16 protein-coding genes are annotated in these 16,382 nt (G+C 38.5%); 12 read left to right on the plus strand and 4 right to left on the minus strand.

The window, feature by feature from the left end; all coding sequences use genetic code 11:
- Nucleotides 1-33: 33 nt before the first annotated feature.
- The gene (locus AC23ME_RS15140; protein WP_487728615.1) at nt 34-1,236 is read right to left on the minus strand and encodes a multidrug effflux MFS transporter; all 1,203 of its coding nucleotides are present in this window, start codon (nt 1,234-1,236) and stop codon (nt 34-36) included.
- A 131-nt stretch (nt 1,237-1,367) separates the two neighbouring features.
- On the opposite strand from AC23ME_RS15140, the gene AC23ME_RS15145 reads away from it, so the two are divergent.
- The 6 genes from AC23ME_RS15145 (at nt 1,368) to AC23ME_RS15170 (ending at nt 5,654) form a co-directional block, all read left to right on the plus strand.
- Entirely contained in the window at nt 1,368-2,138 is a 771-nt protein-coding gene (locus tag AC23ME_RS15145; protein WP_487728616.1) for a queuosine precursor transporter, read from the plus strand.
- Between the two features lie 3 nt (nt 2,139-2,141).
- Entirely contained in the window at nt 2,142-2,498 is a 357-nt protein-coding gene (locus tag AC23ME_RS15150) for an MmcQ/YjbR family DNA-binding protein (RefSeq protein ID WP_487728617.1), read from the plus strand.
- A 40-nt stretch (nt 2,499-2,538) separates the two neighbouring features.
- A complete protein-coding gene (locus AC23ME_RS15155) occupies nt 2,539-3,225 on the plus strand; it encodes a DUF421 domain-containing protein (RefSeq protein WP_487728618.1) in 687 nt (228 codons plus the stop codon).
- 73 nt (nt 3,226-3,298) lie between these two features.
- Entirely contained in the window at nt 3,299-3,694 is a 396-nt protein-coding gene (locus tag AC23ME_RS15160; RefSeq protein WP_487728619.1) for a BLUF domain-containing protein, read from the plus strand.
- A gap of 60 nt (nt 3,695-3,754) precedes the next feature.
- A complete protein-coding gene (locus tag AC23ME_RS15165; protein ID WP_487728620.1) occupies nt 3,755-4,972 on the plus strand; it encodes a sterol desaturase family protein in 1,218 nt (405 codons plus the stop codon).
- Nucleotides 4,965-5,654 carry a lysoplasmalogenase gene (locus AC23ME_RS15170; protein ID WP_487728621.1) on the plus strand — a complete coding sequence of 230 codons (690 nt, stop codon included), beginning with the start codon at nt 4,965-4,967 and terminating at the stop codon, nt 5,652-5,654. Before AC23ME_RS15165 ends, AC23ME_RS15170 begins: the two co-directional genes overlap by 8 nt.
- A gap of 150 nt (nt 5,655-5,804) precedes the next feature.
- On the opposite strand, the gene AC23ME_RS15175 is transcribed toward AC23ME_RS15170, so the two are convergent.
- On the minus strand, nt 5,805-6,677 hold the full coding sequence (locus AC23ME_RS15175; protein WP_487728622.1) for a DNA/RNA non-specific endonuclease: 873 nt from the start codon (nt 6,675-6,677) through the stop codon (nt 5,805-5,807).
- 195 nt (nt 6,678-6,872) lie between these two features.
- Here AC23ME_RS15175 and argS point away from each other — a divergent pair, with 195 nt between their 5' ends.
- From argS to AC23ME_RS15190, 3 genes are all read left to right on the plus strand, one after another.
- Nucleotides 6,873-8,645, plus strand: a complete 1,773-nt coding sequence (gene argS, locus AC23ME_RS15180; RefSeq protein WP_487728623.1) for an arginine--tRNA ligase — start codon at nt 6,873-6,875, stop codon at nt 8,643-8,645.
- A 28-nt stretch (nt 8,646-8,673) separates the two neighbouring features.
- The gene (locus AC23ME_RS15185; RefSeq protein WP_487728624.1) at nt 8,674-9,699 is read left to right on the plus strand and encodes a hypothetical protein; all 1,026 of its coding nucleotides are present in this window, start codon (nt 8,674-8,676) and stop codon (nt 9,697-9,699) included.
- Between the two features lie 91 nt (nt 9,700-9,790).
- Entirely contained in the window at nt 9,791-10,555 is a 765-nt protein-coding gene (locus tag AC23ME_RS15190; RefSeq protein WP_487728625.1) for a sulfite exporter TauE/SafE family protein, read from the plus strand.
- Between the two features lie 357 nt (nt 10,556-10,912).
- Here the strand turns inward: AC23ME_RS15190 and AC23ME_RS15195 are convergent, their stop codons facing one another.
- Nucleotides 10,913-12,034, minus strand: a complete 1,122-nt coding sequence (locus tag AC23ME_RS15195; RefSeq protein WP_487728626.1) for an AI-2E family transporter — start codon at nt 12,032-12,034, stop codon at nt 10,913-10,915.
- 350 nt (nt 12,035-12,384) lie between these two features.
- On the opposite strand from AC23ME_RS15195, the gene mnmE reads away from it, so the two are divergent.
- The 3 genes from mnmE to AC23ME_RS15210 all read left to right on the plus strand — a co-directional run bounded on the left by mnmE (nt 12,385) and on the right by AC23ME_RS15210 (nt 15,742).
- Nucleotides 12,385-13,743 carry a tRNA uridine-5-carboxymethylaminomethyl(34) synthesis GTPase MnmE gene (mnmE, locus tag AC23ME_RS15200; RefSeq protein ID WP_487728627.1) on the plus strand — a complete coding sequence of 453 codons (1,359 nt, stop codon included), beginning with the start codon at nt 12,385-12,387 and terminating at the stop codon, nt 13,741-13,743.
- Between the two features lie 441 nt (nt 13,744-14,184).
- Nucleotides 14,185-14,631: a helix-turn-helix domain-containing protein gene (locus AC23ME_RS15205; protein ID WP_487728628.1), complete on the plus strand. Its 447-nt coding sequence runs from the start codon at nt 14,185-14,187 to the stop codon at nt 14,629-14,631.
- 1 nt (nt 14,632) lies between these two features.
- Entirely contained in the window at nt 14,633-15,742 is a 1,110-nt protein-coding gene (locus AC23ME_RS15210) for a site-specific integrase (RefSeq protein ID WP_487728629.1), read from the plus strand.
- Between the two features lie 7 nt (nt 15,743-15,749).
- Here the strand turns inward: AC23ME_RS15210 and AC23ME_RS15215 are convergent, their stop codons facing one another.
- A complete protein-coding gene (locus AC23ME_RS15215) occupies nt 15,750-16,097 on the minus strand; it encodes a helix-turn-helix domain-containing protein (RefSeq protein ID WP_487728630.1) in 348 nt (115 codons plus the stop codon).
- Nucleotides 16,098-16,382: the final 285 nt, after the last annotated feature.

Consider the following 16,382-nt stretch of genomic DNA (forward strand, 5'->3'; position numbering starts at 1 on the left):
TTTTACTTATCGCAGCTGCTTCAAGATATAAACCTAAGAATTGCTGTCTGTGCTATTAATTTTCCTTCTTCCTACAAATAAGCAAAACAGGGCCGTTAATGCTGCAACGGTCATTACCGCTGGCATTGGCCAAACTACATCTGCGGCAAACATGCTAATTGCAGCTGAAGCTAAAGCACCTAAACCCATTTGCAATGCACCCATTAAGGCAGAAGCGCTTCCTGCATTTTTTGAAAAAGGCGCTAAAGAAAGTGCTGAGGCATTTGGATTGATGAAACCTAAGCAGCCTAAAAATAACGCAATAAATGCGATGGTTGTGTATAAGTTTAAGAGGTTGTAAACAGCAGCAATTAGAAATAACACACTAAATGCACACTGCGCTAACAATGCCCAAAAAACAATTTTCTTGCTGCTAAACCATCTTAATATGAAGCTGTTTACCTGACTAAATCCAATAAAAAATACTGATAGCAAGGCGAATATCCATCCGTATCCAGTTTCTGTAACTTTATATAAATCCATAAATACCACAGGTGATGAAGACACGTATGCAAATAAGCCACTAAAAGTGATGGCACTTACCAAAGCGTAAGTATAAAAGCTCGGTTCTTTTAATACGATGAGGAAATTGCTTAAAATAGGTTTTGGTTTTAGCGAATAATTGGGGTCTGGTTTGTAGCTTTCGGGTAATTTCCACATGCTAGCCAATAGCATTAAACCAGCCATTAATCCTAAAAATACAAATACAGATTTCCAACCTAAAGCTGTAATCAAATATCCGCCAGCGGTAGGAGCAAGCATTGGCGAAACCGCAATAACCAACATTAAAGAAGCAAAAACTTTCGGACTTTCTTCTACCGTGAATAAATCTCTAACCATTGCTATAGCCGCAACCGAAGCCGAACAGCAGCCAATTGCTTGTACAAATCTCAAAATGATTAGCTGGTCGATTGAGGTGACAAAAAGACAACTCACAGACGATAAAATAAAAAGAGACAAACCGAAGTATAGCGGTTTTTTCCTCCCGAATTTATCTAATAATGGTCCGTAAAGTAATTGGCCCGCAGAAATACCAATAAAGAAGGTTGCTAGGGATAGAGAGACGTTTGGCACATCGGTATTTAAATCTTTGGCTATGGCCTTAAATCCTGGCAAGTACATATCTATAGAAAACGGAGCCAACGCTGCCAAGCTACCTAGAATTAATATTAAACCGAATGATTTAGATTTTGCCATGATGATTTTTCGAAGGCGCAAAGATGGGTATTTATCAATTGCTAGTCGTCTGCGTTTTGTAAAATAGAAAGCTGATTTCAGTAAAAAAAGGCCTGTTTATTTTATATCAAAATAATTGTACTTTAGCTAACATGACTTTTAAAACCAAAGAAAGCAGACTGTTATTGATATTAGGTTCCTTTTTCGTGGCAAATACCTTAATGTCAGAGTTTATTGGCGTAAAAATATTTTCGGTAGAAGGCGTGCTCGGGATAAAAAAGTTTGATATCAATTTGTTTGGTGTACCCAACTTGTCTTATAATATGTCTGCAGGTGTGCTTACTTGGCCAATTGTTTTCATTATGACAGACATTATCAACGAGTATTTTGGCGTAAAACAGGTACGTTTCCTTTCCATCTTAACATCTATATTAATTTGCTTTGCTTTTTTTGTGGTTTGGATGGCGATTAAGTTAGAGCCGGCAGATTTTTGGTTGGTGCAAGAAGTTGATGGGCAGAAATTGAGTATGCCACGTGCTTTCGATGCGATTTTTGGTCAAGGGATGTGGATTATTGTTGGTTCTATTACTGCGTTTTTAATTGGTCAAATGGTAGATGTGTTGATTTTCCATCGCATTAAGAAGTTTACTGGCGAAAAAGCACTTTGGTTGCGAGCAACAGGTTCGACCCTAGTTTCTCAATTGATTGACAGCTTTGTAGTTATTTTCATCGCTTTCTATTTAAATCCGGCTTACCATTGGAGCTGGCAAATGGTTGCCGCTATTGGTTTGGTAGGTTACACTTATAAGTTTGTTGTAGCATTGCTGATGACACCAATTTTATATGTAGTGCATGCTATTATTGATAAATATCTAGGTAAAGACTTATCAAGTAGGATGGTGAAAATGGCTGCAAGGGGATAGCTCATGCAAGAGAAAACCATTTTAGCACTAGCTTTTATCCGAAGTGTAATAGCCGATTTACCCGAAGCAGAAGAACGTCTCCTTTTCGAAACTCCTGCTTTTTACGCTGGTAAAAATATCTTCGCCCGTTTAAAAGAAGATGAGGAAAATCTTGTTGTTTACACCGAAGAAAGAGAAAAGTGGATGCAAAAAGCACCTAAAACGTTCTTTATTACCCCTCATTTTTTGAAGTACAAGTACATGCTAGTTAACCTAGATGCTGTACAGCCAACGGATTTGAAAGAATTGTTGGTAACTGCTTGGAAACAACGCACTATCAAGAAATTGTTGAAAAAATATCTATCAGATACCCAACTCTAAACAAAACATCAGCCTTTGCGTTTTATACGAAAAATGTAGAATGGCAGATTTCGAAAAAATTTTATTAGGTGAACAAGACTGGAGTTTTATTCCAGAAATCATGTTTCGTACTTTAATCATGTATTTAGTAGTGCTGGTTGGCTTGCGTGTGCTTGGTAAAAGAGGAGTGAGGCAGCTGTCCATTTTCGAATTGGTCGTTATTATCAGCTTAGGCTCTGCTGCTGGAGATCCTATGTTTTACAAGGAGGTGGGTATTTTATCCGCAGTTGCGGTTTTTGTAGTCGTCATTGTTTCGTACAGGGTAACAGCTTATTTCGTTAATAAAAACAAGAAATTTGAGATTTTATTAGAGGGACATTGCACTTGCGTAATAGAGAATGGACGATTTGCTATTGAGAACTTTGAGAAGGAAGATTTAGCTCAGGATGAGTTTTTCGCAGAGTTGAGATTAAAGAATGTTGCTCATTTAGGGCAAGTGAAATTGGCTATCTTAGAAACCAACGGTAGTATATCTGTATTTTATTATAAAGATGATGATGTGAAGTATGGTTTGCCAATTCTCCCAGCTTTATTCACCAATAAAAAACAAGAAATTAAATACAAAGATTATTATTCTTGCAGTTTTTGCGGACTTACCCAATTATCCGAGCCAACTGCAAAGCAAATATGTAAATGCTGTAAAAAAGATAAATGGGTTAAGTCAATCAATATTTTAAGGGTAACTTAAGCGTAACAATGCTGTCGTAAATTAATCTCTTTCAATTAAAAATACATTACCTTGCAGCGTTATTAGTGAGGTTATGATTTTTTATTTGTTGTATTACGGTGTCGAGAGTTTTAAGTTCAATCAAAAGGATTTTGATGAATTGTTAAAGCAGGCTAGGGAACGGAACGAAAGTTTAGAAGTTACTGGCAAATTGATTTACTGCGAGGGAACTTTTATTCAAGTGCTAGAAGGAAGTGAGAAAAATGTTTTAGATATCTATGGGTCTGTAAAGAATGATAAGCGACTAACTGCGACGAAAATTGTGACAACTGGAGTGGTTGAAAAACGTCATTTTAAAGATTGGGATATGGATTTTAACGAAGTTTCTCTAAGTACAATTAATGAATTGGAGAGCTGCACCCATCCCAATGTAAGCGAGTACATTACCAACGCACCAGCAATTAGGTTATTGAAGTTGCTCACAAAATAACAAGCAATTGCAAATTTCATTTTATACCTTAATTTTCTAATAAATAATTAAATTAGGGTAATGAAAACCAATTATATAGCCTTGTCGGTACCAATTTTCTTTATCCTTATTGGGATTGAATTGGCCTACACCTTCTACAAAAAACTCAAATATTATCGTTTAAATGATTCGATAGCCAACCTTCACCAAGGCATTGGTTCGCAATTGGTAGGCTTGTTCGGAAAGTCGGTGCTTTTTTTAGGTTATCTGTATATATTTAAGCATTGGCGCTTGTTCGAAATTCCAAACACCATCTGGACTTGGATTGTACTCTTCATTGGTGTTGATTTTTTCTATTACTGGTTTCATCGAATGAGCCATCAAATTAATGCGTTATGGGCTGCCCATATTGTACATCATCAATCTGAAGAGTATAATTTAACGGTAGCTTTGCGCCAATCGTGGTTTCAGGGATGGTTTTCTTGGGTTTTCTACCTGCCGCTTGCGTTAATAGGGTTCGATCCAATTATCTTTTTAACCTTAAGTTCTTTCAATACGCTTTATCAGTTTTGGATACATACACGTACCATAAAAAGCATGGGTTTCTTAGAATATATCCTTAATACACCCTCGCATCATCGCGTGCACCACGGCTCTAATCCGAAATACATCGATAAAAACCATGCGGGCACTTTAATTATTTGGGATAGGTTATTCGGTACCTTTCAAAAAGAAGAAGAAGAGGTTTACTACGGTATTACCAAACCTTTAGCAAGTTGGAACCCGGTTTGGGCAAATATCCACTACTGGAAGGATTTGATAGAAACCGCAAAGAAATCGGACAATATCAGTGATAAAATTAGGGTCTTTGTTAAACCTCCAGGGTGGTTTCCTGAAAAGTTGGGAGGCTTTCAGTATGCACCCGAGATAGATGTGGTAAATTATCGCAAATTTCATACAGAAACTGCTATTAAGGTAATGATTTATGCGGTGCTGTTATTTCTCGTAGCGTTGGCTCTTGGTTCATATCAGTTATTCTATTTCGATAAACTGACATTATTGACGAATATTCTAATTGCTTCTTTTACGGTTTTAAGTATGTTAACCTGTGGGGCGTTATTGGAAAAGAAGCGATGGTTTGTAGGTGCCGAGTATTTAAGGTATTTATTGGGCTTAGCAACCTTGTATTTTCTATACCGTATAGATTTTGAATTGGCTTGGCTTTTAGGTTTGCTAGTCGTACATCTGGCTATGATGATCTATTTTTTTCTCATCAAATCTAAATACCGCAATGCTTAAAAAATATCCCCAATTTACCTTTGCTTTTGCTATTATCTTTTTTGCAGAGCTGATAGCCGTAACGAATAATTTAACTGTAGTTAGATTGTTTACCAAGCCAATAATTACAATTTCATTGATGTTATTCCTTTACTTTACCATCAAACGAGAAAGTAGGTTTACGAAGAAGGTAATTATAGGTTTGTTTTTTTCTTTGTTGGGTGATGTTTTTCTGATGTTTGTGCATAGCAACCAACTATTTTTTATGTTGGGTTTAGGTGCGTTTTTAATTGCCCATCTTTTTTATATTGCTGCCTTTTATTTAGATAGTACCAATAAAATGGAAGTGGAAAAAAGGTACGTGCTGCCCATTTTTTTGGTATTCGGCTTTTTCTGTTTAGCTTATTATTACATGCTGCGCCCTTATCTTGGTGATATGAACATTCCAGTATTAGTGTATTCTTTTGTAATTACAATGATGGGAATAATGGCGGCCTTAAGATATGGAAAAACCAATTTCAAAAGCTTCGCCTGGATATTGCTGGGCGCTATTTTCTTCATAATTTCCGATTCTATTCTAGCTTATAACAAATTTGTAGAGCGAATGGAAATTGGCGATTTGTTAGTAATGTCTACGTATATGGCTGCTCAGTTTCTCATCACAATGGGAACTGTAGAAAGGAAATACGTGAAGAAGAATTAGAGTTTCGTTACTTAGTTTGTAAAACCGATGTAAGCCCCTGTCATTCCGAGTTTCGAGGAATCTATGAGGTGCAGGTTTCGAACTCGTGTTAGAAAGATAGTTATTTTTATAGCTCAATTGATGCGCCCTAAATAACGATGCTAATAATACTTAAAGGTTATCTATTTTCTGTGCTAAACTATTTTTAAGTTCTGCACTTAGTGCCGATAAAAAGTTGTAGCCAGTATTAGTCTCAATACTTTTAATGTTACTTCTGTAATCTTTCCAATTGCTGCCAATGGTATTTTCATTTGGCATAATTACCGCAATAACCCTGGTATCACTTTTAATTCTAGCTAAATCATTATCACCATAAGGTATAATCAAGATAATTTTCCAAACGTGGGTAGGTACATTAATTTTACCAGCAGCTAAGGTATAAGTAATATTGCCTTGGCTTCCGATACCACCCGAACCGTAAGTGCCAGAAATGACATAAGCTTCGTTTCCAGCTCTAACTTGTGTACGTGTATACTCTTCTAGTTGTGCCCACGGACCCTGGTTGTTTCTCGGTGCCTGCGGTATCATATTGGTCATCAAAAAAGTTGCTGAATTGGCCTCTACACTCGAAGTTCGATCTGCAGAAGGGCACATATGACCTCTATCGAAGCCCGAGTTTTGGTAACTGTTGCTTTGTACCATGAACCAACCATTTGGCAAAGTGACGTTCGCCCTAAAGTCATCTTGTCGCTTTGCCTCACCTAAATCTGCCTGCTCAAGGTGCCAGCTAACCCAATTAGCTATTCCTTTATTCCTGCTGTACGAACTGATAAAGTAAGATTGCTCTAGTAAATAATTTTCGGCGTTAACGATATCGTACGTTGCGTTGCTAGGATTACCTAAAAGGATATGGTTAACAACATCATTAGATTGATTTTTAGGCTTGTCATCAACGTTAACATCGTTGTTTTTCTTACAACTTAAATTGCTAGCGTTAAGTAATACTGAAAGTATAATGAAATTAAAAATATTTAGTTTTAGCATTTAAAGCAAGACTTTCGAAGGGTACAAAACTACTCAAAAAAGTGATGAGTTTTTACCAAAGGTTTTCATCGGTAGAAAAGTGCTTCCGTAAGTTTATGAGATATTCAACTTTCCAACTTCCGAGATTTTCTAATCCTCTAACTTTATCACAATAAAACAATCTAACAATTCAACAATTAATGTATTTTTGGCGCTATGAATTTTATCATCGCAGGCGCAGTTAAGGCTATTAAGGAGCTATATCAGGAAGAAGTTGCAGAAAATGTAATCAATCTGCAAGAAACACGTAAGGAATTTGAAGGACAGGTAACGATTGTGGTGTTTCCTATTGTACGGTTTTCTAAAAAATCTCCAGAAGAAACGGCTAATGCCATAGGTACTTATTTGCAAGAAAATTTAGCAGAAGTTACCGGCTTTAACGTGGTAAAAGGTTTCTTAAACTTGGTAATTGCCGAAAGCTATTGGGTAGATTTATTCAATAACACCTTATTGCAGCCAGACTTCCTTGCTATAAAACCTCGTGGCGAAAAAGTAATGGTAGAATATTCATCGCCAAATACCAACAAGCCTTTGCACTTGGGGCACGTACGTAACAACTTATTGGGTTACTCGGTTTCTGAGTTGTTAAAAGCCGATGGTTACGATGTAATTAAAGTGAATTTGGTGAACGATAGGGGTATCCATATCTGTAAATCGATGTTGGCTTGGCAAAACTGGGGCAATGGCGAAACTCCTGAAAGTTCGGGCTTAAAAGGCGACCATTTGGTAGGTAAATACTACGTGGTTTTCGATAAAGAATATAAGAAGGAAATAGAAGCTTTGGTTGCCGAAGGGCAAACTGAAGATGAAGCTAAGAAAAATGCACCATTAATTAAAGCAGCACAGCAAATGCTGTTGCAATGGGAGCAGGGAGATGCCGAAGTAGTGGGTTTGTGGGAAAAAATGAACGGCTGGGTTTACGCTGGTTTTGATGTGACCTACAAAAAGCTAGGTGTAGATTTTGATAAATACTATTACGAAAGCAACACTTATTTGCTTGGAAAAGATACAGTTGAAGAAGGCTTGGCTAAAGGCGTTTTCTTTAAAAAAGAAGATGGTTCGGTGTGGATTGATTTAACTGCCGATGGCTTAGACCAAAAATTGGTGTTACGTGCTGACGGTACTTCGGTTTACATTACGCAAGATTTAGGTACTGCCCAAATGAAATATGACGATTTCGGTATGGATAAGTCGATTTATGTAGTGGGTAACGAGCAAGATTATCACTTCAAAGTGTTGTTCTTGATTTTAGAAAAACTAGGTAAAAGCTGGGCTAAAGGATTATACCACTTGTCTTACGGAATGGTAGATTTACCTAGTGGAAAGATGAAAAGTCGTGAGGGAACGGTGGTAGATGCTGATGATTTGGTGAACGAAATGGTAGAAACTGCCAAGCAGAAAACGGAAGAATTGGGTAAAACCAACGATTTCTCGGAAGCAGATAAAGAAGAACTATATACTACCATTGGTTTAGGTGCGTTGAAGTATTTCTTGTTGAAGGTTGAACCTAAGAAACGTTTGCTGTTTGATCCTGCGGAGAGTATTGATTTCCAAGGTAACACAGGTCCGTTTATTCAGTACACACATGCTCGTATCAAATCTTTGTTAAGCAGAGCTGATTACCAGTATGCAGTGGCGGATTATGGCAATATCAAATTAACACCCACAGAGCTGGAAATGGTGATGTTGTTGGCTAAATATCCAACAGAAATTTCAGAAGCGGCGAAGGCTTATAGTCCGGCATTTATTGCGAACTATTTATACGAAGTAGCGAAGTTGTTTAACAAGTTTTACCATGAAGTACCTCCAATTATTAAAGAGGAAGACGCTGCGGTGAAGCAACATCGTTTAAACATCTGTAAAATTGCTGCCGATGTGATTAAGTCTGGGATGGGTATTTTAGGTATTAAGGTTCCTGAAAGGATGTAAAAATTAACTCAAAGTAGAAATTCAAAAAATGAAAAAGTTAGCGCTCGTATTTGTTGTATTGCTTGCAAGCTTGCAGATCACTTATGCTTGCAGCTGTATGCCGCTTGGTCCTTTAACCATTAAAGATTTCAACGAAACTTCGGTTGTTTTTATAGGTAAGGTAAAAACAATTAAAAATATAAGCGACAGAGATGTAGGTCATAATATTGAGGTTGTTTTTGAAGTGAGTGAGCTTTTTAAGGGCGCTCAAATAAAAAAGGAAGTAACTTTACAAACCGCATCTAGTTCGGCTGCCTGTGGTATCTATTTCAAAAAAAATGAAAATTGGATAATCTACGCCAATCATTACAACAAGATTTTAATGACCGGTGCATGTTCTAGAAGTAGCTATGTCAGCTCAACTAAAAAGGAAGACATTGCGCTCCTGCGTTCGTTTTCAAACCAACCTAACAAAAAGGCTTTCTTAATTAAAGGTGTTAAAAGAGGTGAAGGCCTATTGAAAAATAACATCCCAGAAGGTAAATGGAAATATTTTAGTGCCAGTGGCGCTTTGCTACAAGAGGGAACTTACATTAACGGAGAAAAAGATGGCCAATGGGTAACGTATATCGATACTACTTTGGTAGAGAAAAATTTGAAGATTAATGCATTTGTTGCTAAGAATGCAACTATCATTAAAGATAACTATAGTAACAAGCCATCGTTAATAACCAATTACAAAAAAGGTCAGCTTCATGGCGAGTATATCAGTTATTATGAAGGAACTTTCAGACCTTCGATATTGACAAACTATGTGGATGGTGAACAGAATGGTATTTATATCAGCTATTATCCGACAGGGTTAATACATATTGCCAGTGATTACGATAGCAAACGTAAGGAAAGGTTTTCGAGAGCATATTACGAGAACGGACAATTAATCTTTGAAGGTAAGTATGTTGATGGTGTATCAACTGGTTTTAAGCTTTACGATGAGGATGGTAAATTGATTGGTACTAGTAAAAATGAGCCTTATTACGAACCGATGGATAAAAAATACGTATTGAATAATTAGTTAACTTTTTAGGTTTTGTAGTTATTTGACCTGTTCGCGAACAGTTGAACTAATAAATAATTCGCTATTTTGCTTTCTTTATCTATAAATATTGACTACAGAACTTATTTTACTTTGCTTGGCAGCCTTCGGTGCAGGTTTCATAGATGCCATTGTAGGTGGTGGAGGTTTGTTGCAAACCCCGGCAACCTTATTAATTTTGCCGCAATATCCGGTAGCAACGTTACTAGGTACAGTGAAAATTCCATCGTTGGCGGGTACGGCAGTAGCTGCGGTCAAATATGCCAAGCAGGTAAAGTTTAACGGATTGATCTTAGCGGGCTGTACAATTGCGGCATTTATCGCATCTCTTTCTGGAGCTTATTTAGTGAGTACCATAGACAACCAGCACATTAAACCGATCATATTGGTGGTGTTAGTAATAGTGGCTTTGTATACCTATTTCAATAAAAACTTTGGGGTACAACAAGAGAAAAACCAAACAGCCCAAAAGCAACTTTTATTAGCTTGTCTGTTTGGTTTAATTATCGGTTTTTACGATGGTCTGATCGGCCCAGGAACAGGTTCATTCCTAATCCTTGCCTTTGTCGGTATTCTTGGTTTCGATTTTATCGGCGCTAGCGCACATGCCAAAATTGTAAACGTAGGCACAAACCTAGCCGCATTGGTTTATTTCAGTTCAACGGGTCATGTACTTTTCGAGTACGCAATACCAATGGCCATTTTTAATGTTTTAGGCTCTTTCTTGGGCGCAAAATTAGCACTGCTCAAAGGCAATAAATTTATCCGTATCTTCTTCTTGATCGTTGTTTTTGGTACGATATTAAGGTTTGCCTACGATGTGTTTTTGAAGTAGGTTACGACGACTATACGTCTTTGTTTATGCAGTTTGTTAATTATCGTTCAAAAAGCACAACTTTCAGCCAAGAACGATCGTCAATCTCCAGTTCCAGCCAAATCAAAAAAACAGTAGCATAAAATAGCAAGTTGCAATCCCAAACCTTAAACGCAGTGGTTTTGTGTCCAAATTGCAATAACCTTGATTTAGCAGTAGCCAAACAAAACGAAGTGCCAATGTTTTTTTGATGAAGGGGAGACTGTGAGGAGGAACATAGCGAGATTGATAAGCATTTTTGTAAACTTTTGATGCTTCAAAAGTTGAATGTCTAACTAAGAATACAAAAATAAAACCTAATTCCTATCCCTTACCTCACTACTTATTCTTATCCTTAACCACCCCAGACTTAGTTTTTATATCACCTTTTCTACGATAAATCGCAAAGCTCATCGGACTTTTTGCAGGTCTTTCATCACCCAGTAAAACACCCCATTGCTTAAAGGCATCGCTGCGGTCGAAAATCACCTTCAGTACAGCTATAATTGGCATAGATAGGAACATACCTGATATACCCGCCAGGGTTCCTCCAATAACCACACCTAAAATGGAGACCAGTGCATTTATCTTGACCTTAGAACCTACAATACGAGGCATTAAGATATTATTATCAAAGAATTGAACTACCGCAATTACCAATAAAACAGTAATCACAGGGCCTAATTCTGGAGAAGATGTCAAGGTAATCAGCACGCCTAAAATATTGCCAAGTAAAGCACCAACATAAGGGATAAGATTTAAAATCGCGAAGATTACCCCAATTAATAAAGCGTGTTTAATACCAAAAAGCATTAAAACCCCACCCAACATAATGGTCATGTAAGTGATTTGGATAAGCAATCCAACTAGGTAATTTTTAATGATTGCTTCGGCTTCGTAAGCTGCTTCTTTCACTTTAGGGTGGTGGTCTGTTTTAAACCACATAAACACAAAGCGAAGTAAAATATCTTTATAGAACAGAATTAAATAGATGTAGATAGGAATTAAACCAAGGAAAATGAAAACACTGCTTAGGGTAACTGCTGCACCACTTGCTGCTTTTCCAGCCATGTTTAACAAGTCGTCACTTTTTTCGGTAATAAATTTCTTTTGTTTAGAGATAGAAAAATCGGTGAAACTGCTAATCCATTCCTGTAACGACTGCAAATGCTTGGCAACATTCTGCTTAATCTGAGGGAAATCATTTACTAAAACGCCTATCTGCGCAGAAAAAAACCAAACAATACCAGCAATAAAAATGAAAACCATTAGAATGGGTAGTATGATTGCCAGTGCTTCTGGGAATTTATATTTCCTCAAAAAACGATAAACAGGGAGTAGTAAAATGGCAATAAAAAATGCCATAATTACTGGCATAATAATGTCGCTAGCAATAGCGAAAATGGCGAAACACAGGCATAGACCAATTAATTCGATCGAGCGTTTTACCGTAAGTGGCATATCAGTCATATTAAGATGGGATAAATTTTAAACCCTAACACTAAAGTAGGTAAATTGTTTGCTGTTTGGTTAGGTTAACTGTAGAATTGGTTAATCGGTTAACTGTTTAGTTGTAAACTGCCGACTTCAGGTTGTCAACTGTCCACTGAAAACTAAATATTATCTATAGTTCTTTGTCTTGTGGAAATTGATGATTGGATCTTGGTCATTCAATAGTTTGCATTCTGTTGTCTTTTGGAAATTGATAATTGGATCTTGGTTATTCAACTATCATTATTAGGCATCTAAGAGTAGAACTTTCCAATATTTTAACTTTCCAACGTTCCAACAATAATAAGTACTTTTGCATCATGTTAACTAACGATACCATTATTGCTTTATCTACACCTCCAGGAAGCGGTGCCATTGGGGTAATCCGTCTTTCAGGTCCAGATGCCATTAGCTTAACCAACCAAGTTTTTGCAGGGAAAGATTTAGAAAAGCAAGCTACCCACACTTTACACTTCGGTCTAATTAAAAATGACCACATCATTATCGATGAAGTGGTGGCGTCGTTATTTGTAGGCCCTAAATCATACACTAAAGAAAATGTGGTAGAGATTTCTTGTCATGGGTCTAATTACATCATTCAACAAATCATCAGCTTGTTAATCAGCAAAGGTGCAAGAGCAGCCAAACCCGGCGAATTTACCTTGCGAGCGTTTCTAAATGGTGGTTTAGATTTAAGTCAGGCAGAAGCCGTTGCTGATCTAATTGCCTCAGACAGCAAAGCTTCTCATGAAGTAGCTATGCAGCAAATGCGTGGTGGTTTCTCTAACGAACTGAAAGATCTACGTGAACAACTGATCCATTTTGCCAGTATGATAGAGCTAGAGCTCGATTTTGCAGAAGAAGATGTGGAATTTGCCAACCGCGATCAACTGCGTGATTTGGTACAGCGTATCAATAAGGTATTGCAAAGGTTAATTCATTCTTTCGAAGTTGGTAATGTGATTAAAAATGGTGTTCCGGTGGTAATTGCAGGGAAACCAAATGTAGGTAAATCAACTTTGTTAAATGCTTTGCTAAATGAAGAGCGTGCCATTGTAAGTGATATTGCAGGTACCACAAGAGATACCATCGAAGATGAAATTAACATCAACGGCGTAACATTTAGGTTTATCGATACTGCGGGTATTCGTGAAACTGCTGACATTATCGAGGCAAAAGGAGTGGAGCGTACCCTAGATAAAATGAAGCAAGCAAAGCTGATTATTTACATGGTAGATGCGCAGGAAGATCAAACAGAAATTTTACTCCAATTAGAAGGATTAGAAAAACAGTTGATACCTTACCTCTTCATCGTTAACAAAGCCGAATTGCTTAATGCTGAACAGAAAGCGTTCTTTAACGAACACGAAGCCTTACTCATTTCTGCCAAAGAAAAAGTAGGGATGGATCTTTTGGAACATTCGCTGTTAGAGAAAGTACACCTTAGCAACATTAATACTAGCGAAACTTTGGTGACTAACATTCGTCACGTGGAAGCCTTAACGCAAACTCAGAACTCACTAAACAACGTACTTGGAAACATCGATAATCCATTAACCTCCGATTTCTTGGCGATGGATATCAAGCAGGCTTTACATTACCTCGGTGAAATTACAGGCACGGTTACTACCGATGATTTGTTAGAGAATATCTTTACTAAATTCTGTATCGGCAAATAAATAGGTAAAACCGCCCAAAACACCACAAAATTAAAATAAATAAACCGCTTAAAATCAATATTTTAGGTGGTTTTCTGTTTGCGCCCGCCTTTCTTCATTTTGCACTGTTTTGCATAGTTTTGTTTCTGGTTCGTTGCCAGAAAGTGCAATTTGTTTCTCGCCATTTTTGATCGGCGAAATAACTTCACTTATTTACCCTTATTTCCGCTTAACCATTTTTGGCGCCGCTTGTGGAACAGGGCTGGCGAAATTACCGGTGATTTCACCACCGATGATATTCGGACCAATATTTTGCCAATTTATAAATAAAATTTTATGAGTTCAAATATTAGGGTCGCAAGGATCTGCAACTATTGCCAGAAGGAATTCGTAGCTCGTACCACAGTTACCAAATACTGTAGCCATAAGTGCAGTTCGCGTGCGCACAAGCTAAGGGCCAGGGTGGAAAAAGTAGAGGCAAGCCGTATAGAGATGGTCAAGGTGAAATCGGCTCCTGTTGTAGATTTGACAGGTCGGGAATTTCTGACGGTAAGGCAGGCGGCGCAATTGCTCAGCTGTTCACCCAAGGCGATCTATAATATGGTGGAAAGCGGAAGGTTGGTCTCCATCAGGCTTTCGGCCAGGAAGACCCTGATCAGAAGGGCGGAGATTGACGCCTTCTTTGACGCCAAAGAACCATTGATCGATATGCGGCCGTTACTGCAGCAGCGTAAGTTTAGCCTATCGGATGCCTACCATATGGCCGAAGTACAGGAAAAATATGGGGTATCGGAAAAGGCGCTTTACGATCTGATCAAACGGTTCGAGATTCCAAAGGTGGCAAAGGGCTGGTATGTATATGTGCCCAAAAGAGATATTGATATCCTGTTTAACTTAAAATCAAGCTGATATGACAACTGTAACGCTAAGGAAAAAAACGCTCAAAAAAAGGACTTCCCTGTACCTGGATTACTGGCCACCAGTGACTAATCCAGTGACGGGAGAACCTAAGCGTTATGAAACGCTGAAACTCTACCTTATTTCCGAACCCCAAAACCAAATCGATAAAAAGGTGAACCTCCGTACCTTGGAACTTGCCGAGAACATCAGGGCCAAACGGCTATTGGATATACAGGAAAGGAACTACGATTTCATTTCCAATGAGAAAAGGAATGGCAATTTCATTGCCTACTATCGGTCAATATCCAGCAAGAAACAGGAGGGGCTGTTCGACAACTGGGGCATGTCGCTAAGGTATCTGATCAGCTATGCTGGACACGACCTGTTGCTGAGTGACCTGGACGAAAAATTCTGTGAAGATTACAGGGATTATCTGTTGAGCGGTCCCTCGGTCGGCCGGAGGAAGATCAGGATCAAGAAGAACACGGCAGTCAGTTACTATGCAAAGTTTCGTACTACGCTCAAACAGGCCTATAAGGAAAAGCTGATCAGGGATAACCTCTATGAGCTTACCGATCCGATCAAGGAAGCGGAAACACATCGGGAGTGCTTTGATCTGGCCGAATTCCAGTTGCTGGCCAAGACCGAATCCAAAAATCCAGTTTTGAAAAGGGCAGCATTGTTTTCGGGTTTGACAGGCCTGCGCTATTCCGACCTGCAGAACATGACTTGGAAAGAAGTCCGAGGAAGTAGCGGGGAGTATTATATCCAGTTCTGGCAACAGAAGACCGAAGGAGCAACCACGCTGCCGATCTCGGATGAAGCATATGCACTTTTGGGAGAGAGGGATGCCCCTGATACCAAGGTTTTCCATGGCATGAGGTACTCACAGGTGAAGACCTTCATGGTTCAGTGGTTGGCCAAAGCGGGAATTGATAGGGATGTAACCTTCCATGGTTTTAGACATACATTTGCCACCCTCCAGCTCGAACTGGGAACGGATATCTATACCATATCGAAAATGCTGGGACATAAAAGCGTAAAGACCACAGAAATCTACACGAAAGTCCGTGACGGTAGAAAAAGGGAGGCCGCCCGTCGTATTACCCTTGGTCTTTAGGGATAGGCTATCTACTCCAGCGTTTTGCCTTTTTCTTTTCTCTATCCAAGCTTTCGTTATCCAATAGCCTGATGGAAGACGGTTGTCTGGAGACGCTGCGTACATTTTCAATCAAAGCCTTTCGGTCAAAATATAGCCGCCTTCCAGGTTTGTAGGCAGGAATTTCACCCCTACAGACCTTGCTATAGATGGTTGGGATGGAAAGTTTCAGAAATTCAGCTGCCTGTCTAACATCCAGCAGATCTTCGGTCTCTTCTTTGGTTACAGTTCCCTCCAATAGCTTCTCTATCTTTTCCATGCACACCAGTAGCCTGCTTATTGCCTCGGGCAGGTCTTCGAATCTCAACTTATCCATTTCATAAATTTATAACGTCCAATTCGGATATGTTGACAAGCACAGTAGGGATGGGTATCCAAAACATATTGCAATAAGATATCGAGTACTACATAGTGGAGAGGAAATTTCTCAAAAAGCGAAACCTCCGAGTGTCTAAATTACTGCATGGAAAGTTCAAATACATTTCAGGTAAATTTGTATCTTGGACAAAATACGCTACTCATATGTTGGGGGTTATACTGAAAGTGGCCACCTTTTTTTACATCAAAGTGGCCACCTGTTACGCTCCAAAATGGTCACCTG

This window comes from Pedobacter sp. T50_32, assembly GCF_057652195.1.